Genomic DNA, 20757 nt, shown 5'->3' with positions numbered 1-20757 from the left:
GGTAACAGACATGGATCAGCAAAACCAACAAAAAATCGGGAATCCACAAACGCCGGTTCCAACAACCACAAACATGAACGATCGTGATTTTATCACAGATCTCTTGTCGACTGAAAAATATATGACAAGCGGATATAACACAGCGCTGAATGAATTAAGCCATGAATCTCTTTACCAAGATATTCAGCAAATTGCGCTGGAAACACAAAAAACGCAAAGACATTTATATGATGTCATGTTCAAATATGGCTGGTATTCTGTCGAAGCGGCTGAGCAGCAAAAGCTCCAGCAGGCACATCAAAAGTTCCAGCAAACACTGACAGATCAGTCTCCATATGGACCATCAAACATGTCATAAAGAAAAACTGCCAGTGATGATGCTGGCAGTTTTTTAACGGTCTTTATTGGCTCGATGAGCTTCATTTAATTGTTTGATCCGCTGAATCGTTTCTTTGATGTCTTCCTTTGCCTCTGGATACGTTTCATTAAAATGCTTCGCTAGAGGCGGCATGCTTTTGGCAATATGAGAGTAGATCACCCACTGCGTGACATCTCTTTTCAGTTCATCATTCGTTTCACCAAGCAGCAGCTCTGTATATTTATCAAGCAAGCCCTCTAGCTTTTCATCTAATTCATTTCCCATTGATCTTCCGCTCCCTTTTTCAGAAAAAAACCTGACTCTGCGCGTAACAGATGTCAGGCTTTTCACATACGATTATCTTGCAGCAAGAAATGTCTCTGCTTGTGCCTCCTGCACAATACAGCGTCCTCTGCCATGCGGAATACATAATGGTGTTCCGAATAAAGGATCTGTTGTCACTTGGCAGTTCATATCAAAGACATTTTTCACGAGATCACAGTTAATGACGGTTTCCGGTCTTCCTTCTGCATAAATCGACTTGTCTTTAATGGCAACAAGATGATGCGCATATCTGCAAGCGAGATTGAGGTCATGCAGAACCATGACAATCGTGCGCTGCTCTTTTTCATTTAAATCAAACAGAAGATCAAGGATTTCAATTTGGTGCGTCATGTCTAAATACGTTGTTGGCTCATCTAATAGGATAATATCCGTCTCCTGCGCCAATGTCATCGCAATCCATGCACGCTGCCTTTGTCCACCTGATAATGAATCGACCGTTCGATCAGCTAGGTCTTCCATCTTCGTTGACTTCAGTGCGCGATTTACCGCTTCTTCGTCTTGCTTTGACCATTGCTTCAGCCAATTTTGATAAGGGTATCGCCCTTGCTTAACTAGCTGGTGGACAGTTAATCCTTCCGGCGCTTCTGGTCCTTGCGGAAGAATGGCAAGCTGTTTCGCCACTTCCTTTGTTGGTAATTTGGCAATGGAATGACCTTCAAGCAGGACAGATCCACCCATTGGCTTCATGAGACGGGCCAATGAGCGAAGTAGCGTGGATTTACCGCATCCATTGCTGCCAATAAATACTGTGATTTCACCCTTAGGGATTGATACATTTAGTTCATCTATGATCATTGTTTCTCCGTAGCCTAAGCTTAAACCTTCAGTAGAAATGGCACTCATTCCGCTCAAACGCTCCTTTTCTCATCCAAATTTTTTATATTGAATATCGTCTATGTAGACGTCAAAGATCACTTATCTCAATTTAGTGTATCAGATTTGAGTGATTTTGAAAATCATTTTCAATTAAAAAATGAGAAAGTCTCGTTTACTTTTTCTTTTCGAATGTACGATTTGTCCCATCTTCGAGCTTCATATCGACCTGAATCCGCTGATAATCGTCATCTAAATTAAAGGCAGCTAATAGTTCATTTACATACGTTTCATTTAGCTTTGCACTAGGTATAGACATATCATTTAACTTCATCTTCATCTCGCGCAATGCTTCCTCCCCTTCATAGCGGACACCATTCATATGATCTCGAATCAGTGCTTCTTCTTTTCCGCCCACCTGACGATAGGTAGCTTCGTATAATTCATTTTTCTGCCCATATTGAACATGTAGATGCAGATGATGAAATGGCAGCTCCTTCATTTGAACAGCTGACAGACTTTCAGCTTCTGCTTCACTTGTATGTTGCATTGGTTCGATTGATTGACAGCCAGACAGCATAAAGAGCAGCACTCCTAGCAGTCCCGCCTTCTTCCAGCACATCATGTGTTTCCTCCTATTTCGCTTCATCGGTTTTTATTCTGCTCTAAGCTTCTTTTCGTTATTCACCTAAACACTGTGTTATGGTAAATGAAAACAAAAAATATACGTCAAAAGGAGAAACGGATGATGAAAAAAACAGCCATTGTGACTGGTGCCAATAGCGGCTTTGGCAAGCTCATCACGCTGCGCCTGGCTCAGCAAGGCTATACCGTAATTGCTGGTGTGAGACAAGAGGCCAATGCGAAAAAGCTTGCGGAAGAAGTAAAGAAAGCCGCTTTATCCGAATTGATACATATTGAAGTATTAGATGTGACGGATACACAGTCCATTCAAGCATTTCAGAAAAGGCTCGATACTGATGCACCCATTCACCTGCTTGTGAACAATGCGGGAACAGCCTATGCTGGTTTTGCTGAAGAAGTGCCTGTTGACAAGTACCGCCAGCAATTCGAAGTGAATGTCTTTGGGGTGATGGAAATGACACAGGCGGTCCTTCCGTTTATGACAACCGGTGCAAAGATATTGAATATGAGCAGTATCAGCGGGTTAATGGGTATGCCTGCGCTCTCTCCATATGTATCGTCCAAATTTGCACTAGAGGGCTATACAGAGAGCTTGCGAATTGAACTGGCTTCGTTTGGCATTCAGGCCGCTTTGATTGAGCCGGGTTCTTTCCAAACAAATATTTGGAACACCTCTATGAATGAGCAAATGACGCAGCCCGCAGAAGATTCTAAATACACAGCTATTTATCAAAAGATGATGTCCTATATTGAAGCGCAAAAAAACAACTATGGAGATCCTAGCGAAGTTGCGGAGCTTGTGGTCTCACTTGCAGAGAAGAAGCGTCTAAAGAAGCTGAGATACCTTGTGGGGAAAGGTGTACGGCTTTCATTCCTAGCAAAGCAGCTCCTGCCTTGGAATGTATGGGAAACGATCATTTTACGGACACTTTCATCCAAAAAATAAGCGCAAAAAACAGGTGGATCTTTTATCCACCTGTTTTCATTTATTCGTTATCAGACTGCCCGAGGGTAATATCAAGGTTTTTGTTCTTTCCTTCACGGATGACCGTCATTGTTGTTTTATCACCGATTTTTGTTTCTTTATAAAGGATTTCTTTTAGCTGTGAGCTGTTCTCCACATCTTTCCCTTTGAACTTGATGATGACATCTCCAGACTTCAAACCTGCCTTTTGTGCAGGTGATCCTTTCGATACATCTTTTACGTAAATGCCTTTACCGATTTGTTTATCAAATAATCCGAGCGTATTTTCCTGATACGTTTCAGGCACTTGCTCTAAGTCAATCATTTGAACACCAAGGTAAGGGCGTTCGATTTTTCCATTTTTCAATAGCTGATCTACAATCGGTTTCACATCGTTACTTGGGATGGCGAATCCAAGTGATTCTACACCGCTTTCGCTAATTTTCAAGCTGTTGATCCCAATGACTTGACCGTCCGTATTGATCAGTGGACCTCCACTGTTTCCTGGGTTAATGGCAGCATCTGTTTGAAGTACATTCATCTCAACAGTACCAGATGACGTAGTCGCTTCAACGGTACGATCGACACCACTAATAATTCCTTCTGTCACAGTACCTGAGAACTGCGCACCAAGCGGGTTCCCGATAGCGATCACTTTGTCTCCGGCACGAAGCTTAGACGAATCACCAAAGCTTGCGACTTTATCAATGCCGTCAGCGTTGATTTCGAGAACAGCCAAATCTGTCATCACATCATTGCCGACAAGCTTAGCATCTTTTGTTTTTCCATCATAAAGCGTGACCTTTAATTTATTGGCACCTTCAACCACGTGGTTATTGGTAATAATGTATGCTTTTTTTCCATCCTTTTTAAAGATCACACCGGAACCAGTTCCAGCTTCCGCTTCTGTTGATTCTCCGCTAAGACCGAAAGAGTTTTGTGTAGATTGATAGTTTGAGACCCCTACAATGGTCGGCTCTAAATCCTCTACCATATCGGCTACATTCGTCGCATTGGTGATTTGTTTTGATGAGAAATTATCAGAGGTAACCGATTCACTTGACGCTGTTTGGGTTTGCGTGTTGGCAGCTGTGTCCTGTGCCTGCGGTAAAAGCGGTGTAATTCCAAGCACAAGACCTCCGCCAATAATCCCTCCAAGAATCGGACTCAGCCATGCAGCCTTCCGTTTTTTCTCCTTTTTAGAAGCACGATCATCCACAATTTGAGGTGACCTGTTTGTCACACTCTCCTGAGAGGCGGATGCTTCATTTTCATGGTGGTGAAAAACGAGTTCTTTTTTTGGTTCTTCTATTTCTTTCTCATTCTCTTGATGTGTTTCTTCTTGATGATTGATCTTTTTTTCTTCATCTTCTCTTCGGAAATCCATCGCTTGCACTCCTTTGCATCATTTTCATGAAATGCTTCATTCATATGTGTAGATAGGACCGATGTCCTCTTAATGGCAAAATCATTGAAAATACTTTATGGCAATATACCAAATTATATAATACTTATTCATAGAAAAAAAGCAAGGTGCGCACATTGGTGGAAAACACCTATTCATCAGCTTTTTGTCTATGCCCTTTTTTCCCTTGAGCTTATCATAATCAAACATTATGGGATAATGATGAGAAGAATATGTGAAATTATGAAAAAAGCGTGTGATTGTTGACATATCGCCTTTGTATCCCGTTATAATGACGTTGAGAGGATGTGGAAGACTTTGTCGTACACCATTTATTTAGTTGAGGATGAACAAAACTTAAATGAACTTTTAACCAAATATTTAGAGAGTGAAAATTGGAATGTCTCCTCTTTTTTAACCGGAGAAGCGGCACGTGCGGCAATGGACAAGCCGCCGCATCTATGGATTTTAGATATTATGCTGCCTGATACAGACGGCTACACACTCATTAAAGAAATCAAAGCCGCCTCACCTGACGTACCAGTCATTTTCATTTCTGCACGTGATGCAGATATTGATCGTGTCCTCGGCTTAGAACTGGGAAGCAGTGACTATATTGCGAAACCATTTCTTCCGCGGGAGCTGATCATCCGAGTGCAAAAGCTGCTGGAGCTTGTGTATAAAAACAGTGAGACCCCGCAGCCAAGCATCACACACGTTTCCTCCTACACCATTCATGAGGACGTGAGAGAGGTGTTTGAAGGGGATCAGCTGATTAACTTAACTTCTAAGGAATTTGACTTGCTGCTCTTATTTACACATCATCAAGGACACGCTTTTTCTCGTGAAGATATTCTCGTGAAGATCTGGGGACATGATTACTTTGGGACAGATCGTGTCGTGGATGATCTTGTCAGACGGCTGCGTAAAAAAATGCCTGACTTAAAAGTCGAGACCATTTATGGATTTGGCTATAGGATGCTAAAGGGATGAAGAACAAACCGCTCGCTTTTCAAATTTGGGTCGTCATCTCTGGCATTTTGCTGACCATTTCGATTGTCCTGATCATTTTATTTTCAAATACATTACGCAGCTTCTTCACAGATGAAATTTATAAAAACATCGAAAATGAACAGCAGGTGTTAACAGAATACCCTTTGAATCGAGACGGATCACCAAAGTCGACCCCAGAAAACCGCTCGGTTCAGCACATTCTGATCCCGTCAGATGAATTAGATCAAATGGCGCAGTTTTTCCCGCATGCGTTTATTGAAAAAGTACAAACCTTTGTGAAAAAACAAAAAAGCGCAACGAAACGCTATTCTGAAGAAGTGAATGGCCAGCATATCTTTTTTGTGATCAAAAAAGTCTCAACAGGCAATACACAATATATTCTGTTGTCGTATGCACCAGATTCTTATCGAGACGACTTGTCCTTTACGCTGTTTAAACAGCTGATATTGATCTTAGGCACTGTCATTTTACTAAGCTGGATTCCGTCTATTTGGCTTGCCCGCTACTTATCCCGTCCGATCGTTGCGTTTGAAAAGCACGTGAAGCGGATTGCACAAGAGGACTGGGACGATCCTGTGGTCGTTGACAGGCAAGATGAAATCGGCAAGCTCGGTCATACGATTGAAGAAATGAGACAAAAGCTCATTCAAAAGGATGAAACGGAACGAACGCTTTTGCAAAATATATCACATGACTTAAAAACACCTGTGATGGTCATCCGCGGATATACGCAGTCCATTAAAGATGGGATTTTTCCTAAGGGAGATCTTGAACAAACGGTGGAAGTCATTGAAGGTGAAGCAGAAAAACTTGAGAAGAAGATCAAAGATTTGCTGTATTTAACAAAGCTTGATTATTTGTCAAAACAGAATCCCGCACATTCTTCCTTCCTTGTGAGTAATACAATGCTGGAAGTAGTCGACCGCATACGCTGGTCGAAAAATGAATTACAGTGGAACGTGGACTTAGATGATGAGGCTACACTTGAAGGCGATCCAGAACAATGGAGCAAATTATTTGAAAATGTACTAGAAAATCAACTTCGCTACGCAAAAAGTAGAATTGACATTCATATGGAGCAGGAAGAGGATCACATTCGCATGGTCATTCGTAATGACGGCCCTCCAATTGAAGAACACATGCTATCCAGCCTATACGAACCTTTTAGTAAGGGAAAAAAGGGCGAATTTGGTATTGGATTAAGCATTGTCAAACGAATTCTTTCAATGCATCAAGCGTCCATATCTATTGAAAATGATGATCTAGGTGTACGCTATACGATCACTGTTCCAAAGAAGAGACTGTAGGTTTTTGACCGCAGTCTTTTTTTAGATGAATGAATACCCAGTGAAATCACGGTATGTGGCTTTGATCTTTTTGCCAGCTTGGTACATCCATTTCTTTTCAATGGTTGTTTCTTTCGGCATTTTGACTTTTTCTACTTGAATTCCTTTTGCTTTCAAGCGTCTAATCATATCATCGATTTCTCTCATGGAACATCATCCTTTCACATATTTTGACCAGTTGGTCACCTTACTTTATAATATAAAGAATTACACTGTAAAAAACAAGTTACAATCTGATTAATTTTTGAAAACTTTCGTCGTTTATGACCGATAAGTCACATCTCTTCGCGCACGTTTCCTAAGACATTTGTCTCTCGGTAAGAAAGGATGACATTCATATTGAAAAAGAAAGAAAAAATGATCATTGAAGCCGGCATGAAGTTATTTGCCAGCAAAGGCTACAATACAACGTCTGTTCAGGAAATTGCGGATGAATGCCATATGTCAAAGGGTGCTTTTTATCTTTACTTTAAATCAAAGGAAGCACTGCTCATTTCGATCTTGCACTACTATTACGATAAGGTATTTACCCGGATTCACGAGGTTCAAACAGAGGGCGGCACACCAAAAGAAGCCTACCGGAAACAGCTCACTGTCTATTACGATAATATTTTGCAGCAAAAGGATTTTATTAAAATGCAGCTGAGCGACAGGGCTCTTCCATTGAATGAAGAAACGCAGCAGCTTGCAAAACAAATTCGGCTTGCAACGATCCAGCTTCACATTGATAACATTAAGCAGGTATATGGGGATGCGGCGATTCCTTATATGGCTGATCTTTGTTTGACGATTGAGGGCATGAGTCATGTTTATTTCGAGCTTGCGATTTTATATGATTTTCAGCTGGAAGCAGAGGAACTTGCCAAAACGATGATTCACCGTATTGATGATTTGATGGGCGGTATGATGAAACGAAACGACCTTCCGCTCATTTCTGTGGACCAAGCAAGCGACTGGTTCGGCCCTATTTATGAACGATCATTTGACCCGCTGACAGAATCTCTTTTAAAAGAATTAAGAGAGCAGGCTGAAGAACACTATGAAGTGAAGGACGAGCCTGACTTATTTGAAGCACTCGGCATTTTAGAAAATGAGTTAAACAAACAAAAACCGAGACAAGTCATTGTAAAAGGTATGCTCTACCAATTGAAATTGTTCCCTCCGCTTCAAACCATATCTGAGTCACTTTTGCGTATTTTGAAAGAGGACCATTTGTAAAGCCCAGGACAGCCCCCCTGGGTTTATTGTTGTGAATGGAACATCAAATTCAAATCCTCCCTTTACTGATAGTGTGCTCATACAATCAGAGCAACTTGGTTTCAAAACATATCGTTACCTTCAAACATCTTCAAGTGATTCTTCTGACAGCTCAAAATGAGAGATCAAAGATGATCCCCATCCTGCGGGCGCCTTTGATCACTTTATAACAAAAAGGGCAGACTCCTCTGTATCCCTGAGATATGGCTTGAAAAAACTCGACTTCACGTGTTTTTCACTCTAATCAATCTCGTCTTCACGTTCTCAACCACCATTCATCTCATCATTTTTCCCACAAAAAAACCAGGGGCAGCGGGCCCCTGTTGTCTTATTTTGCTTTTGGTGTCACCATTTCTTCTGGTTTCACAAACTCTTCAAATTGCTCTTCTGTTAATAGCTCTAATTGAAGGGCTGCTTCTTTTAGCGTTAACCCTTCTTTGTGCGCAAGCTTAGCAATTTTCGCTGCATTTTCATATCCGATGTGCGGATTAAGCGCCGTCACAAGCATCAATGAATTTTTCAGGTTTTTCTCGATTGTTTCTAGGTTTGGTTCGATTCCAACGGCACACTTGTCATGGAATGAGTTCATGCCGTCAGCAAGCAGTTCAACTGATTGCAGGAAGTTATAGATGATGACCGGCTTAAATACGTTCAGCTCAAAGTTTCCTTGGCTTGCGGCAAAACCGATCGTTGCATCATTCCCCATGATTTGCGCTGCAACCATTGTTAAAGCTTCACTTTGGGTTGGGTTGACTTTTCCTGGCATAATGGAGCTGCCTGGCTCATTTTCAGGAATGATCAATTCGCCAATTCCACAGCGCGGGCCACTTGCAAGCCATCTGACATCATTGGCAATTTTCATTAAATCAGCTGCAAGTGCTTTTAGAGCACCGTGTGCATACGTAATTTCATCATGGCTTGTTAGCGCATGGAATTTGTTTGGTGAAGAATTAAATGTTTGACCTGTCAGCTGGCTGATTTCTTCAGCCACGTATTTGCCGAACTCAGGATGTGCGTTAATTCCTGTACCGACAGCCGTTCCACCAATCGCAAGCTCTCTCATTTTTTCAGTAGATTCTAGAATCATTTCTTTTGAACGATCAAGCATGTACACCCATCCGCTAATCTCTTGGCCAACTGTCAGCGGCGTTGCATCTTGCAAATGCGTACGGCCGATTTTCACGATCTCTTGATATGCTTGTGCTTTCTCATCAAGTGTCGCTCTTAATTGGTCAATAGCAGGTATTAATTTTTTGTGCACAGCTAAAACAGCTGCCACGTGCATAGCTGTTGGGAATGTATCGTTTGAGCTTTGGCTGCGGTTAACGTCATCATTCGGGTGAATGCTGAGTTCACTATTTTTATCTTTCAAGAAAGCAGTTGCTCTATTTGCAACAACTTCGTTCATGTTCATGTTACTTTGCGTTCCACTGCCTGTTTGCCAGACAACCAGCGGGAAATGCTCGTCATATTTTCCACTGATGATGTCATCACATACAGCAGCAATCGCTTCTGCTTTTTCACTTTCAAGGTTACCAAGACGTTCATTGGCAATCGCTGTGCTGCGTTTCAAAATTGCAAACGCATTCACAACTTCCTTTGGCATTTTCTCAGAACCGATTTTGAAATTTTCTTTGCTTCGTTGTGTTTGTGCACCCCAGAACTTGTCCTTTGGCACCTTGATTTCGCCCATTGTATCTTTTTCGATTCTAAATTCCGTCATTATGTATCCCTCCATAGCTTCATCACTCAACTCTATTCTATACAAAAAACGAAAATCCTTTAAGCGTTTTCAATTAAAATTTTATCTTTATTTTAATTTTAGTTCAATATAAACGCGGACATCTTTGGAATATTTGTATTTCGGATTCGTTTTTCCGTAATCTTTTGATGTATAGGTCACCTCATAATGCTTGTCAAATGACTGTAGAATACGGTCGATCTCCTCTTTTGTACCTGCTAAACGAATTTGTGCCATCTTGTGTCCTCCAAAACCCTCATTCTTTCTTTTACCACAAAATAATGTAACACAGAATATTGTTTTTTCAAGCAGGTAATGCTAAGAAAAAATGTTGAGGCGGGTGATCCTTTTGAAACAGACTCCATTAAAAGAGCACTTATACGATAATCTCTCTGTCATTCTCCCGCAGTTAAAGGACATGGATGATTTGATCCATGAGAAAAAAACATTACCTCACGGACAGGTTGTCTACTATTTATACATTAAAGAAATGAACGAAACGATGCAGATTCAAACCTTCTTAAAGCTGCTGCTGCAAGATCATTCCTCTTTGACAAAAGAGAAGCTGGAATCCAATTTATCAATGATGACCACCCGTTCTGTGAAAACCTCTGAAGAATTGCTGGAGGCGATTTTCGAAGGACATTGTGTCGTTCTGATTAACGGATTTCAGCATGCTTATATTCTAGAAACACATGGAGCGATGAAACGTAGTTTAGGGGATTCTACATCTGAAACCGTGGTAAGAGGGCCGAAAATTGGCTTTATTGAAGATTTAGATACGAACTTAGCTCTTGTCAGACAGCGCTTGAAAAATCCTGATCTCAAAACCGTCGATATGAAAATCGGTCAGAAGAAACTCACCCAAGTGACCATTATGTACATTGACAATATCGTAGATCCTTCTGTTTTAAAAGAAGTGAAAAAACGGCTCAAACAAGTCACCTTTGATGACATACAAGACTCTGGCGTCCTTGAAGAACTCATTGAAGACAATGTGTATTCGCCGTTTCCGCAAATTCAAAATACAGAACGGCCTGATAAAGTTGCCTCTGCTTTGAACAACGGACGCGTCGCTATCTTTGTCGATCATTCACCTTTTATATTAATTGTGCCTGCTTCCCTTGCGACGATTATGCAGTCACCTGATGATTATTATGAGCGCTGGATTTCCGCCTCTCTTATACGATTGTTGCGGTTTATCTCGATCTTTCTCACCTTGTTTTTATCAGCCATCTATATTGCCCTTGTCTCCTTTCATCAAGGTCTTCTGCCCACCACTTTGGCTATTTCGATTTCAAGCACAAGAGAGAATGTCCCTTTTCCACCTATTGTCGAGGCACTTATTATGGAAATGACCATTGAACTGTTGCGGGAAGCCGGCTTACGACTACCAAATCCACTTGGTCAAACGATTGGACTGGTGGGCGGAGTTGTCATTGGACAAGCGGCTGTACAGGCTCATATTGTGAGCTCCATCATGGTCATTATCGTCAGTGTCATCGCTCTTGCATCCTTTACGGTTCCGCAATACGGAATGGGCATGTCCTTTCGTGTGCTCCGATTTGTGTCCATGTTTACTGCGGCTACTTTTGGATTATATGGGATTGTTTTATTCATGCTCGTTCTGATGACACATTTGACGAGGCAAAAAAGCTTTGGGACGCCTTACTTCTCACCAGATTTTGTGTTCAGTTATAAAAACAAAGACAATTCCATCATTCGACTTCCGCTCAAAAGTCAAAAGAAAGGAGAACGATATGGTGAATCATAAAGAGTCAATTTCAAGCTATCAGGCAAGTGCCATTATCTCGAATACCACACTAGGCGCAAGTATGTTGGTTCTGCCCAGATCAATGGCTCAGGCAGCGTCCACACCTGACGGCTGGATTGCACTCTTACTAATGAGCGTCATTTACATTGTCTTTATTTTTGCCAATGTACTCATGATGAAAAAAGTCCCTTTCTCCTCTTACTATGATTATACAAACGAAGGGCTTGGGAAGTGGATCGGCACCATTGCCAACCTCTTGATCATTATTTATTTTCTTGGCGTCGCCAGCTATGAAGTACGCTCGATGTCGGAAATGGTGAAGTTCTTTCTGCTTCAAAACACACCTATAGCCGTGACGATGCTCAGCTTTATTTTGGTCGGCTTTTATCTTGTGATTGGCGGTATAGGCGACTTTGCGAGGCTGTGTCCTTTTTTTCTCATTGTCACACTCATTATCTTATTTGTGGCCTATGGACTCAGTGTACAAGAGTTTGAGCTCGATAACCTCCGGCCAGTGCTTGGAGAGGGCTTCTCCCCTGTCTTTCAATCCTTTAATGCTTCTGCCATTTCATTTGTCGGCATTGAAATGATGCTCTTCATGCCCGCTTATATGAAGTCGCAGAAACATACCTTTGCTTATGGGGCCGTCGGTTTTTTAATTCCTGCGATCATCTATATCTTCACCTATATCCTTGTAGTTGGTGCGCTCACGGTGAAAGAAACGGCTACCCTCACCTGGCCGACCATTGCATTGTTTCAATCATTTGATATTCAAGGGATCTTTATTGAACGGATTGAATCCTTTCTTTTGATCGTATGGCTTGTTCAGCTTTATACGAGCTTTGTAGGGTATACGTTTTTTGCCGCAATGGGGGTATCGAAACTGACCAAGTTTCCAAAAAAAGTGGTGCTTGGTTTAATGGCCGTCGTCATCTATCTTGCCGCCATTTTCCCAAAGGATGTTGATACGGTTCGGGTTTATTTAGCCTATGTCAACAACTTATTTTTCTTGTTATTCGGCATCCTCCCATTTCTCTTATTCATCATTGTGTTTTTCAAAAGGAGGCGAAAAGCAGCATGAAAAAGAAAGCGGTCTTTGCTTTCCTGACGCTTGTTTTATTAAGCGGGTGCTGGGATAGTACTAATATCGAGGAGCTCAACATGGCGATTGGGTTTGCAGTGGATAAAGGCGATCAGGGGCATAAATTAAAACTGTCTATGCAAGTGCTTGTTCCGCAAAAGATTGATCAAGAAGCAAGTGTCAAAGATCCGACGAAAATCATTGAAACAAATGGTGATTCAGTGCATCAAATTTTTCGCACAACTGCTTTAAAGGCGCATCGTATTTTCGCTCAGCAGTTAAGAATTTATTTGTTTTCTCAGGAGCTTATTCAAGAAAATAATTTTGATTTGGTTATCAATCAATTCATTCGGGACAATGAAACACGAAGGGGCAGCCTTGTCTTTATGGCTTCCGAAAAGCCTGGAGACATGCTGAAAATTAATGATGACGGACAGCCCGCCTCTTCCACCTTATATGATATTTCTGCAAATATGAAAATGACCGTTCGTATGCTTAAGTCCGTTTCATTAGGAGATATCTCCTCTGCTTTGCAAAACAACGTATCCTTTGCCATTCCGAAAGTCAGTGTCAATCAAGGGAAATTAATGATCGACGGCGCCTCTATCATTAAGAATAGACGGTTTCTTACCAACATCTCTCCCTTAGCGGTTCAATCATACAATCTGCTGACAGGGGACGGCAAGGGCGGAGTGATTGAATTTGAATATGATCACAGCATCTATTCGTTTGAAATATTTAAACTCAAACACAACATCGAGACCCGTAAAACAGCCAGTGGCAGATATGAATTCGATGTATCAGTTCACCTAGACGGAAGATTGTCTGAGGACTGGAATGAACGAGAAAATTCATTTAATGAAAAATACATCCAAGAGATTGAGAAAGTCGTGGCACGAAGACTAGAGGAAAACGTGAAAGATTTCATCGAAGAATTACAGCACGAGATCAAAGCAGATATTTGTGGGTTTTATCAAAAAGCAAGTATTGCGTATCCGAAGGAATACCGAAAGGAAGCGAAAAATTGGGATGATATTTTTAGTGAATCGGATATTCGTTACAAGGCAAATGTGAAAATCCGTGACTTCGGGACTAAGGGCGCAACACAATCCTTATAGAGTATGTTAAAATGGTAAGAAAAAAAGGGTGTCAATCATGAAACGAGCTTTACTTTCGGCCGGCATTCTATTTTTGATTCTAGGAATACTTCTGTTAATCGTTGTATTCGTGCAATCAAAAGAAGATTTCTTCATTGAAGCCGACAGCTTTACAAGCACATTTTTGATCGTGATTTATTATGGACAAACCCCTGCGCTCCTTCTTGTGGGAGGCGGTTTATTTGTTGGACTTTCACAGATCATTGATTTGCAGGAGAAAAAAGCGGCAGTGGCAAAGGAAAGCGTAAAGCTGCTATCCGAGATGAAGAAAACCCTGGAAGACAAATCGGCCAAGGAGCAGGAGGAGGCTTTCCCAGTTCCAGAGCTCCATCAACTCTCCGAACGTCCAATCACAGGACAGAAGGACTAATTTCACGCATGTTCTAGCAGCTTTCATTTGAAAGCTGTTTTTTTTATTGAATCAGCTTATGGCGATGGGCATACACTGCCGCTTGTGTGCGGTCTTCTACATCAAGCTTGGAAAGAATGTTCGTAATATGCGTCTTGACTGTTTTGATGGTAATAAACAGTTCCTCTGCAATGACCTTATTCGATTTCCCATCTGCAATCAGCTTTAATATTTCCATTTCTCTTGCGGTTAACGAATCGTGCAGAATCGACCCATTTGATGAATGACGGAGTTTGTTCATGACCTTTCCCGCTACTTTTGATTCAAGCCGCGGCTCTCCAATACTGGCAGATCGAATGGCATCAGCAATTTCCCCTGCCTTCGATGTTTTTAATAAATAGCTCAAAGCACCAGCCTCAATGACTGGGTAAACTTTGTCGTCATCAATAAAGCTCGTCAGCACGATAATTCTGGCATCCTCTATTTCCTGACAAATTCTTTTCGTTGCTTCGATGCCGTCCATTCCTTCCATGACAAGATCCATTAAAATCACGTCTGGCTTTAATTCAACCGCTAGTTCTACACCTTTTTGTCCATCTGACGCTTCACCGATCACTTCAATATCAGCCTGTGCCTCTAAAAAGGCAGCAAGCCCCATTCTCACCATTTCATGATCGTCAATTAAAAGCACTCGAATCATCGAACGTTCTCTCCTTTTCCGTCATCAAAAATGGGAACCTTCACATCTATTTGTGTGCCTTTTCCCTCAAATGACATAATCTCTGCGACACCGCCTACTTCACTTGTTCTTTCCCGTATTGATTCAAGTCCGTAGGAAGCGGTCTTCACATGATCCGTTTGAAAACCGATCCCGTTGTCGATAATTTTCAACTGAACTTGACGGTTTCGAATGAGCAGACGTACCGTCACCTTTGTCGCCTTTGCATGCCTAAACACATTGGAAAGGGCTTCTTGCACAATTCGGAACAGATGATCCTCCACTCCTTTAGACAGCGGGACATCATCTTCTATCTCCCAATCAATATCAATTGGCTGCTTTGCCTGAAATTCATTAAGCAGCTCGATCAAGCCTTTTTTCAAGTCTTTCCCTTCAAGTGTGATCGGTCTTAGATGCAGAAGAAGTGCACGCATCTCATTTTGTGCATCGCCAGCCATTCGTTCGACAAGACGCATTTGCTTTAGAATCTTTTCATCCTTTTCCTTCATGCCTTCAAGAATCGCAGAGGTCATCATGGAAATCGCAAATAATTGCTGGCTGACCGCGTCATGCAGTTCACGGGCTAGACGCTGACGCTCTTCTGAAACAACCGATTTTTTCATTTGAACCTGCCATTCAGCACGCTCATTCGAAAGCTTTTGCAAAGAGGCTACTTGCCCTTCAATCCGTTTTGCCATTTCATTTAATTGATCAGCCGCCAAACCAATTTCATCATCACCTAAAGACGGCAGTCTGTACGCAAAATTCCCATTTTCAAACTTCAAGATTGACTCCACAATCTGATCCAGGCGCTTCTTATGCTGATAGCCAAACACATGGCCGGCTGATACACCAATGACAAGACTAATGATGAGTAAAATGCAAAAAAACGGGATGCCGAACCACCGTGTAGACAGCAAGATCATGGGGTCAAGCTGATAATAAAAAAACATCGGCAGTGTCGTCATGATCACAACACCAAGCGAGATACCAACTGCGAGACGAACAGATTGCCACTGGATGCCTAAATGCAGTTTTCTCATAAGTACCTCACGTCCACATCCCCAATCAGTAGAGAAATGGAGATTTTCACTTTTCGCTTGCTCTCATCGTAATCATTGGTCATCACATATACTTTACTGCCAAATCCGCTTCTTTTTTCATCAATGATTTTCATATCACCAATCGCAGCCGAAGCACTCACACACACTTCAATGTCCTGCGGAACGTAAATATCCACATCTCCGATGAGTCCGCTAATGACGATGGTACTTTCTTCCTCGGCGATGATGGCCTTTGATAAGTCGATTTTGACATCACCAATGAAGCCTGAAATCGTCAAATCACTTAATTGAAACGGCTTTTTCATCAGCCTGACTTCCCCAATAAAGAAGTCATGTTCTTTTCGTGGCTTTGTCTGGCTTTTTGTTTTCTTTTGACCGCTCTTTTTTTCAAGATCGACTTTCAATGAAGGCTTTTTCTCGTCTCTCGACTCCTTTTTATCGACATCAAAAACAGGTTTGTTCTTTACTAAACGATAGCCCGCATAGATCAAAAAAGCAGCAAATAAATACCCCGTTAAGCTAAACGTGATATTTAGCAGGAACTTCAGGAAGAGAAAGCCGGCAAAAATATAGGATACCGAACCGAGCCAACGTTTGGATCGTGAGTGCAGCCAATAGCCAGCAAGTGCAAAAAACACTGGCCAAAATAGGTCAGCTCCGATCCCAATAATTTTGAGAAAAAGATTGATACCAAAAATCACAACAATGATGCCTAAAATTTGATTTCTTGAAAAACGCAGTTGACTCGCCCCCTTCCTTTATGACGTATCATTACCGTAGTTTTAAGTTTCCACTTGTCATCTCAATATCGACTAAGTGTGCCCCATTTCCCCGTGTGCCTGTAAAGCCTCGACCTTCACTATCCGCTTGATCAAACTGATACGAATGATCGACGCTTCCACTCGTTTTTTTCACTTGGACTTTGAAATCTCCCTCATCTGGCAAGTTAAGTGTCGCACTGCCTGACGTCATATGAAAGTCAACCGGTGACTCAATTGTATCAAAACTTGCCGTCAACCTGCCGCTTGTCATGCCTAGTTGCAGCTTTCCTTTTATATCTTGAATATCGGCACGACCTGAAGTTGCACCAATATCACTTTCCTTCGCATCAATATGAGACACTGAGAGTCTGCCAGAGGTTGCTTTAATTTCCACACGTTTTGCTGAGAAATTCTCAGCTGTGAGGTTTCCGCTTGTTGATTTGAGCGTCACATCTTGAAGAGACAGCTTTCCTTCGCCATTTACTTCACTCACGCCGCTTCCACCTGTAATCTTCACATCTTGATGATAATCTGTTGGAATTTTGACTAAGAGTTCTCCTTTTTCAAATTGAGAGAAAAACAAAAACCCTTTATTTTCAGCACGAACTTTGAATGTCCCGCCTGTTTGCTCCGCATACATTTTCCCTTTTCCACCTACGACCATTACGGAAATATCAGAACGATTCTCAGGCTTCACTTTCACACGAAATCCAGAAAGAGAGATATCTAATTGATCAATCTCATCCTTTTTCGCTGAAGCTGTTGTCACCGCTTGCTCTTTAGAAAAGCTCAAATGAAAGAGATCTCCATTTTTGAAAAGCATCCCAATCATTAACAAAACACCAACAAGTATACAAATTAGACCGATTAACCGTTTCATTTATACCATCCCTTTACCCTTTGACCTTTTTATTATAAGGAAAAGCGAATCAGAAAGAAATTAAATATCGGAAGAAAAAACCTGCTTTTCTTCCGATTTGACACATTTTCCTTAGTTTGCTTGCTGTTGTTCAGGCTTTTTTTCCAGCTTCAGCTTCTGCCATTCCTTTTCAACCTCATCATCGTAATCTAGATGAGCATACGCACCTTGACCTGCAAATCGTGCATAGCTGCCCGCTTTTGTCTCCATTTCCTCGATACGGTTCTCCATTCGTAAGAATTCCTTATATGCACTTTCACTATCTACTTTATTAATGGATTCATTCATATACTGCTTTGCCTGTGCGGCATTTGCTCTTGCAATCAGCGCTTGCTTCTTGTCTTTCATATCACGCATCTTTGTTTCTAAATGCTGCAATTGTTCTTTTAGCTCTTTCAGCTGTTTCACAGATTGCTGGTAGGCATCTTGATACTCGTTGTGCTTTTCTTCAAAATACTTCATTTCAGTGAGCGCTTTTCGTGCAAGCTCTTCTTCTCCTGCATGAAATGCCAGCTCAGCCTGCTTCTTCCGCTTACCAGCAAGTGCTTCTGTTTCCTCTGCTTTTCGCAGGAAGCCTTGCTGAATGGTCTGCTGTTTGATGATCGCATGTTTCGCTTTGGCCATATCACCTTCCATATCACGAACGTATTGATTGAGCATGACACGTGGATTCTCCATTTTATCTAAGCCCTCATTCACTGTTGCAACAAACATATCCCTTACTCTTCTTAATACCATTTGATATTCCTCCCTTTATTTTTTCTTTAAAAAGTCTTCCCACTCTTGATCAAATGACGTGTGAATGGGTTTATCCATGTTCGGCGTCGTGTTTGGCTCCATATATGAGCTGCCTGATGATTGTTTTGTTGATTCACCATTTATCATTTTCCAGCCAAAGTAGAGAAGCGCTGCGGCAAATGCGATTCCGAGTAAAAATGGCAGAGATTGCACGACGAGCAGTACACCGATCACAGCGAGAATGACACCTGTTGTTTTACTGCCTTTATCATATTTTTTGACACCTGCGTAAATGAGCCACGCCCCAATTAGAGTTGGGATCAGCCCCCCTAATGAACCACCAAAAAAGATGGATAAACCGACAAACATTAGAATCGAACCGATGATGGTTTTACTTGTTATTTTCATCTTCATGCCTCCTTTCTTGCTCCTTGCTTTTACTATAGTCGAAAAAGAAAGCTGGCAAAACGTGTCGTAGATTGATCTTTGATTGCGACCAGAGTCGTAACGATGCTCAGACTGACCGATTGAATCCATTAAAAAAAGCACTCCTCGATTAGAAGAGTGCTAAGATTGTTGACAAAGGGCTAAAATGATCTTGATTTTAGCCCTTTGTCTTCTTTTCAGCGTGACATGAAAACCTTTGCAGTCTAGGAAGGACGAGTACCGGCGCGGAGCGAATTTGACATTCGTGATCACCGGCACGCAGGACTGCGGGAGAATGCGAGGGTTTGTCTACACGCTGAGCACTCCTCGATTAGAAGAGTGCTTTCCCTTATTTAGAACGGAACACATCTGCACTTCGTTCATACTCAACATCAGCTTCACCGAGCCGATGATTCACAATACGGGCGGCTGCAAATAAATAGTCAGATAGACGGTTCACATATGTGAGGGCAACAGCTGGAATGTCCTCCTGCTTCGCGAGTGTCACAATATGCCGCTCGGCTCTTCTGACAACTGTCCGCGCCACATGTAAGAGGGCAGCGCCTTCCTGGCCGCCAGGTAAAATAAATTTGGTGAGTGGCGCAGCTTCTTCTACATAGACATCCATTCTTTGCTCAAGGGCTGCCACAGATTTTTCCGTTAGCTTGCCTTCTTTCGGTGGTTTCACCGCTGCCAAATCGCCGCCGCAGTCAAAGAGCTCATGTTGAATGACAATCAGCTCAGACAGAATATCATGAAACAATTTGCCATGCCGCCGTAAGTTTGCATGGGCAAGCCCAATAAAGCTATTTGCCTCATCTAACGTACCGTACGCTTCTACTCTTATGTCGTCTTTATCCGTTCGCCCGCCAATCAAGCCGGTTTGACCTTGATCACCGGTTTTGGTATAAAGTTTCATTGCGGTTCCCCCTTGTCCATTTCTTGTTCCTTTTAGTATACCCTGTATTGTAAAAGATGTATTTGTTTTATTATGAAACACTTTTTCTCAAACGTTCTTCAATCCCACTATATATGTTGAATGATGAAACACCACACTTTATAATAGAATGAAAGCGCTTTTTAATTTTAAAAGATGGGCGGGATGTATGTGACTTTACAAAACAAAGTAGCGATTATTACAGGGGCAAGCAGAGGAATTGGCCGTGCCATTGCAGAGGCACTCGTCCGTGAGGGGGCTCGCGTTGTATTGAGCGGAACGAATGAAGATCTATTGCAAGACGCTTGCTCCGCACTGAATAAAGAAGAGACATGCGCTGTTTATGTAGCCGGTGATGCTAGCTTACCAGAGACAGCGGCCTCCCTCGCTCTGCAAGCAAAAACACATTTCGGACAGATTGATATATTGGTTAACAACGCCGGGGTCAATTTGCGAAAATCAACAGTCGATACATCCGTTGATGAATGGAAAAGGTTGATCGATATTAATTTAACCGGTACGTTTCTCATGTGCCAAGCTGTCATACCTGACATGATCAAACAGCAAGGCGGGAAAATTGTTAACATGAGCTCGACAACCGGCAAAACCCCTCATCATAATGCATCACCTGCTTACGGGGCATCAAAGGCCGGGATCAATTATTTAACGATGCATCTCGCAAAAGAATTAGCAGCGCACCGCATCCATGTAAATGCTGTCTGTCCTGGCCCTATTGAAACCGATATGAGTAAACAGTGGAGTGCTGAATACCGCAGCGCTGTGTTAGAAAGGATTCCGCTGAAAACAATTGGGACACCGGAGCAAGTCGCAAACGTGGTCGCCTTTTTAGCCTCTGATCAGTCTGATTTCATTACAGGAGAAACCATCAATATGAATGGCGGCACGTATATGAACTAGAAAAAGAGCCTCAATATGACGGCTCTT

General features: G+C 42.0%; 24 protein-coding genes. 10 read left to right on the top strand and 14 right to left on the bottom strand.

Annotated features, from left to right (window positions below; all coding sequences use genetic code 11):
- Nucleotides 1-10 precede the first annotated feature (10 nt).
- The gene (locus tag GPA07_RS04715) at nucleotides 11-358 is read left to right on the top strand and encodes a spore coat protein (protein ID WP_008356662.1); all 348 of its coding nucleotides are present in this window, start codon (nucleotides 11-13) and stop codon (nucleotides 356-358) included.
- 33 nt (nucleotides 359-391) lie between these two features.
- On the opposite strand, the gene GPA07_RS04710 is transcribed toward GPA07_RS04715, so the two are convergent.
- The 3 genes from GPA07_RS04710 to GPA07_RS04700 form a co-directional block, all read right to left on the bottom strand.
- Nucleotides 392-643, bottom strand: coding sequence for a YusU family protein (locus tag GPA07_RS04710; RefSeq protein WP_157292111.1), 252 nt, complete (start codon nucleotides 641-643; stop codon nucleotides 392-394).
- 72 nt (nucleotides 644-715) lie between these two features.
- Nucleotides 716-1546, bottom strand: a complete 831-nt coding sequence (locus GPA07_RS04705) for an ABC transporter ATP-binding protein (RefSeq protein ID WP_008356658.1) — start codon at nucleotides 1544-1546, stop codon at nucleotides 716-718.
- A 145-nt stretch (nucleotides 1547-1691) separates the two neighbouring features.
- Entirely contained in the window at nucleotides 1692-2138 is a 447-nt protein-coding gene (locus tag GPA07_RS04700) for a YusW family protein (protein ID WP_008356655.1), read from the bottom strand.
- Between the two features lie 126 nt (nucleotides 2139-2264).
- Here GPA07_RS04700 and GPA07_RS04695 point away from each other — a divergent pair, with 126 nt between their 5' ends.
- The gene (locus tag GPA07_RS04695) at nucleotides 2265-3107 is read left to right on the top strand and encodes an oxidoreductase (protein WP_232532108.1); all 843 of its coding nucleotides are present in this window, start codon (nucleotides 2265-2267) and stop codon (nucleotides 3105-3107) included.
- Nucleotides 3108-3147: 40 nt separating this feature from the next.
- On the opposite strand, the gene GPA07_RS04690 is transcribed toward GPA07_RS04695, so the two are convergent.
- Nucleotides 3148-4512, bottom strand: coding sequence for a S1C family serine protease (locus GPA07_RS04690; RefSeq protein WP_008356651.1), 1365 nt, complete (start codon nucleotides 4510-4512; stop codon nucleotides 3148-3150).
- Nucleotides 4513-4848: 336 nt separating this feature from the next.
- Here GPA07_RS04690 and GPA07_RS04685 point away from each other — a divergent pair, with 336 nt between their 5' ends.
- Together GPA07_RS04685 and GPA07_RS04680 are read left to right on the top strand one after the other, a co-directional pair.
- Nucleotides 4849-5523 carry a response regulator transcription factor gene (locus GPA07_RS04685; RefSeq protein WP_008356649.1) on the top strand — a complete coding sequence of 225 codons (675 nt, stop codon included), beginning with the start codon at nucleotides 4849-4851 and terminating at the stop codon, nucleotides 5521-5523.
- Complete coding sequence (locus tag GPA07_RS04680; protein ID WP_157292109.1) at nucleotides 5520-6851, top strand: sensor histidine kinase; 1332 nt, start codon at nucleotides 5520-5522, stop codon at nucleotides 6849-6851. The genes GPA07_RS04685 and GPA07_RS04680 overlap by 4 nt, the downstream gene beginning before the upstream one ends.
- 21 nt (nucleotides 6852-6872) lie before the next feature.
- Here the strand turns inward: GPA07_RS04680 and spxO are convergent, their stop codons facing one another.
- Nucleotides 6873-7037 carry an anti-adapter protein SpxO gene (gene spxO, locus GPA07_RS18590; protein ID WP_008356647.1) on the bottom strand — a complete coding sequence of 55 codons (165 nt, stop codon included), beginning with the start codon at nucleotides 7035-7037 and terminating at the stop codon, nucleotides 6873-6875.
- A 192-nt stretch (nucleotides 7038-7229) separates the two neighbouring features.
- On the opposite strand from spxO, the gene GPA07_RS04675 reads away from it, so the two are divergent.
- Nucleotides 7230-8108, top strand: a complete 879-nt coding sequence (locus GPA07_RS04675; RefSeq protein ID WP_157292108.1) for a TetR/AcrR family transcriptional regulator — start codon at nucleotides 7230-7232, stop codon at nucleotides 8106-8108.
- A 367-nt stretch (nucleotides 8109-8475) separates the two neighbouring features.
- Here GPA07_RS04675 and fumC read toward each other — a convergent pair whose 3' ends face one another.
- Together fumC and GPA07_RS04665 are read right to left on the bottom strand one after the other, a co-directional pair.
- The gene (gene fumC / locus GPA07_RS04670) at nucleotides 8476-9870 is read right to left on the bottom strand and encodes a class II fumarate hydratase (protein WP_008356643.1); all 1395 of its coding nucleotides are present in this window, start codon (nucleotides 9868-9870) and stop codon (nucleotides 8476-8478) included.
- A gap of 87 nt (nucleotides 9871-9957) precedes the next feature.
- Nucleotides 9958-10125: a YvzF family protein gene (locus tag GPA07_RS04665; RefSeq protein WP_003213147.1), complete on the bottom strand. Its 168-nt coding sequence runs from the start codon at nucleotides 10123-10125 to the stop codon at nucleotides 9958-9960.
- Between the two features lie 112 nt (nucleotides 10126-10237).
- Here GPA07_RS04665 and GPA07_RS04660 point away from each other — a divergent pair, with 112 nt between their 5' ends.
- From GPA07_RS04660 to GPA07_RS04645, 4 genes are read left to right on the top strand one after another with little or no spacing between them, the layout of a single operon-like run.
- Nucleotides 10238-11662 carry a spore germination protein gene (locus tag GPA07_RS04660; protein ID WP_008356639.1) on the top strand — a complete coding sequence of 475 codons (1425 nt, stop codon included), beginning with the start codon at nucleotides 10238-10240 and terminating at the stop codon, nucleotides 11660-11662.
- Entirely contained in the window at nucleotides 11649-12743 is a 1095-nt protein-coding gene (locus tag GPA07_RS04655; protein ID WP_008356636.1) for a GerAB/ArcD/ProY family transporter, read from the top strand. The genes GPA07_RS04660 and GPA07_RS04655 overlap by 14 nt, the downstream gene beginning before the upstream one ends.
- Nucleotides 12740-13861, top strand: coding sequence for a Ger(x)C family spore germination protein (locus GPA07_RS04650; RefSeq protein ID WP_157292107.1), 1122 nt, complete (start codon nucleotides 12740-12742; stop codon nucleotides 13859-13861). The genes GPA07_RS04655 and GPA07_RS04650 overlap by 4 nt, the downstream gene beginning before the upstream one ends.
- 37 nt (nucleotides 13862-13898) lie before the next feature.
- Nucleotides 13899-14270, top strand: a complete 372-nt coding sequence (locus GPA07_RS04645) for a hypothetical protein (protein ID WP_008356632.1) — start codon at nucleotides 13899-13901, stop codon at nucleotides 14268-14270.
- Nucleotides 14271-14313: 43 nt separating this feature from the next.
- Here the strand turns inward: GPA07_RS04645 and GPA07_RS04640 are convergent, their stop codons facing one another.
- The 7 genes from GPA07_RS04640 to GPA07_RS04610 all read right to left on the bottom strand — a co-directional run bounded on the left by GPA07_RS04640 (nucleotide 14314) and on the right by GPA07_RS04610 (nucleotide 19794).
- Nucleotides 14314-14949 (bottom strand): two-component system response regulator LiaR, encoded by a 636-nt coding sequence (locus GPA07_RS04640; protein ID WP_007500305.1) that lies wholly within the window; start codon nucleotides 14947-14949, stop codon nucleotides 14314-14316.
- Nucleotides 14946-16010: a two-component system sensor histidine kinase LiaS gene (gene liaS, locus GPA07_RS04635; protein ID WP_008356630.1), complete on the bottom strand. Its 1065-nt coding sequence runs from the start codon at nucleotides 16008-16010 to the stop codon at nucleotides 14946-14948. The genes GPA07_RS04640 and liaS overlap by 4 nt, the downstream gene beginning before the upstream one ends.
- The gene (liaF, locus tag GPA07_RS04630) at nucleotides 16007-16771 is read right to left on the bottom strand and encodes a cell wall-active antibiotics response protein LiaF (RefSeq protein ID WP_206760391.1); all 765 of its coding nucleotides are present in this window, start codon (nucleotides 16769-16771) and stop codon (nucleotides 16007-16009) included. The genes liaS and liaF overlap by 4 nt, the downstream gene beginning before the upstream one ends.
- A 31-nt stretch (nucleotides 16772-16802) precedes the next feature.
- Nucleotides 16803-17672 (bottom strand): LiaG family protein, encoded by an 870-nt coding sequence (gene liaG, locus GPA07_RS04625; protein WP_034738503.1) that lies wholly within the window; start codon nucleotides 17670-17672, stop codon nucleotides 16803-16805.
- A 111-nt stretch (nucleotides 17673-17783) separates the two neighbouring features.
- A complete protein-coding gene (liaH, locus tag GPA07_RS04620; protein WP_008356623.1) occupies nucleotides 17784-18449 on the bottom strand; it encodes a stress responsive protein LiaH in 666 nt (221 codons plus the stop codon).
- Nucleotides 18450-18464: 15 nt separating this feature from the next.
- Nucleotides 18465-18857 carry a hypothetical protein gene (locus tag GPA07_RS04615; RefSeq protein WP_157292105.1) on the bottom strand — a complete coding sequence of 131 codons (393 nt, stop codon included), beginning with the start codon at nucleotides 18855-18857 and terminating at the stop codon, nucleotides 18465-18467.
- Nucleotides 18858-19224: 367 nt separating this feature from the next.
- Entirely contained in the window at nucleotides 19225-19794 is a 570-nt protein-coding gene (locus GPA07_RS04610; RefSeq protein WP_157292104.1) for a cob(I)yrinic acid a,c-diamide adenosyltransferase, read from the bottom strand.
- A 189-nt stretch (nucleotides 19795-19983) separates the two neighbouring features.
- On the opposite strand from GPA07_RS04610, the gene GPA07_RS04605 reads away from it, so the two are divergent.
- Complete coding sequence (locus GPA07_RS04605; protein WP_157292103.1) at nucleotides 19984-20730, top strand: SDR family NAD(P)-dependent oxidoreductase; 747 nt, start codon at nucleotides 19984-19986, stop codon at nucleotides 20728-20730.
- The last annotated feature ends 27 nt before the right edge of the window (nucleotides 20731-20757 follow it).

The organism is Bacillus sp. ms-22 (assembly GCF_009759805.1).
Classification (GTDB): Bacteria; Bacillota; Bacilli; order Bacillales; family Bacillaceae; genus Bacillus; species Bacillus xiamenensis.
Note: the sequence above shows the minus strand (reverse complement) of the source record. Positions and strands in the feature narration are given on the sequence as shown.

Bases quoted from the DNA above. Each gene is read 5' to 3' on its own strand.
- GPA07_RS04645 (WP_008356632.1), top strand. From the start codon at position 13,899: ATGAAACGAGCTTTACTTTCGGCCGGCATTCTATTTTTGATTCTAGGA.
- liaS (WP_008356630.1), bottom strand. From the start codon at position 16,010: ATGAGAAAACTGCATTTAGGCATCCAGTGGCAATCTGTTCGTCTCGCA.
- GPA07_RS04710 (WP_157292111.1), bottom strand. From the start codon at position 643: ATGGGAAATGAATTAGATGAAAAGCTAGAGGGCTTGCTTGATAAATAT.
- GPA07_RS04610 (WP_157292104.1), bottom strand. From the start codon at position 19,794: ATGAAACTTTATACCAAAACCGGTGATCAAGGTCAAACCGGCTTGATT.
- GPA07_RS04705 (WP_008356658.1), bottom strand. From the start codon at position 1,546: ATGAGTGCCATTTCTACTGAAGGTTTAAGCTTAGGCTACGGAGAAACA.
- GPA07_RS04615 (WP_157292105.1), bottom strand. From the start codon at position 18,857: ATGAAAATAACAAGTAAAACCATCATCGGTTCGATTCTAATGTTTGTC.
- GPA07_RS04700 (WP_008356655.1), bottom strand. From the start codon at position 2,138: ATGTGCTGGAAGAAGGCGGGACTGCTAGGAGTGCTGCTCTTTATGCTG.
- GPA07_RS04650 (WP_157292107.1), top strand. From the start codon at position 12,740: ATGAAAAAGAAAGCGGTCTTTGCTTTCCTGACGCTTGTTTTATTAAGC.
- liaH (WP_008356623.1), bottom strand. From the start codon at position 18,449: ATGGTATTAAGAAGAGTAAGGGATATGTTTGTTGCAACAGTGAATGAG.
- GPA07_RS04655 (WP_008356636.1), top strand. From the start codon at position 11,649: ATGGTGAATCATAAAGAGTCAATTTCAAGCTATCAGGCAAGTGCCATT.
- GPA07_RS04680 (WP_157292109.1), top strand. From the start codon at position 5,520: ATGAAGAACAAACCGCTCGCTTTTCAAATTTGGGTCGTCATCTCTGGC.
- liaG (WP_034738503.1), bottom strand. From the start codon at position 17,672: ATGAAACGGTTAATCGGTCTAATTTGTATACTTGTTGGTGTTTTGTTA.
- GPA07_RS04715 (WP_008356662.1), top strand. From the start codon at position 11: ATGGATCAGCAAAACCAACAAAAAATCGGGAATCCACAAACGCCGGTT.
- fumC (WP_008356643.1), bottom strand. From the start codon at position 9,870: ATGACGGAATTTAGAATCGAAAAAGATACAATGGGCGAAATCAAGGTG.
- GPA07_RS04665 (WP_003213147.1), bottom strand. From the start codon at position 10,125: ATGGCACAAATTCGTTTAGCAGGTACAAAAGAGGAGATCGACCGTATT.
- spxO (WP_008356647.1), bottom strand. From the start codon at position 7,037: ATGAGAGAAATCGATGATATGATTAGACGCTTGAAAGCAAAAGGAATT.
- GPA07_RS04695 (WP_232532108.1), top strand. From the start codon at position 2,265: ATGAAAAAAACAGCCATTGTGACTGGTGCCAATAGCGGCTTTGGCAAG.
- GPA07_RS04640 (WP_007500305.1), bottom strand. From the start codon at position 14,949: ATGATTCGAGTGCTTTTAATTGACGATCATGAAATGGTGAGAATGGGG.
- GPA07_RS04690 (WP_008356651.1), bottom strand. From the start codon at position 4,512: ATGGATTTCCGAAGAGAAGATGAAGAAAAAAAGATCAATCATCAAGAA.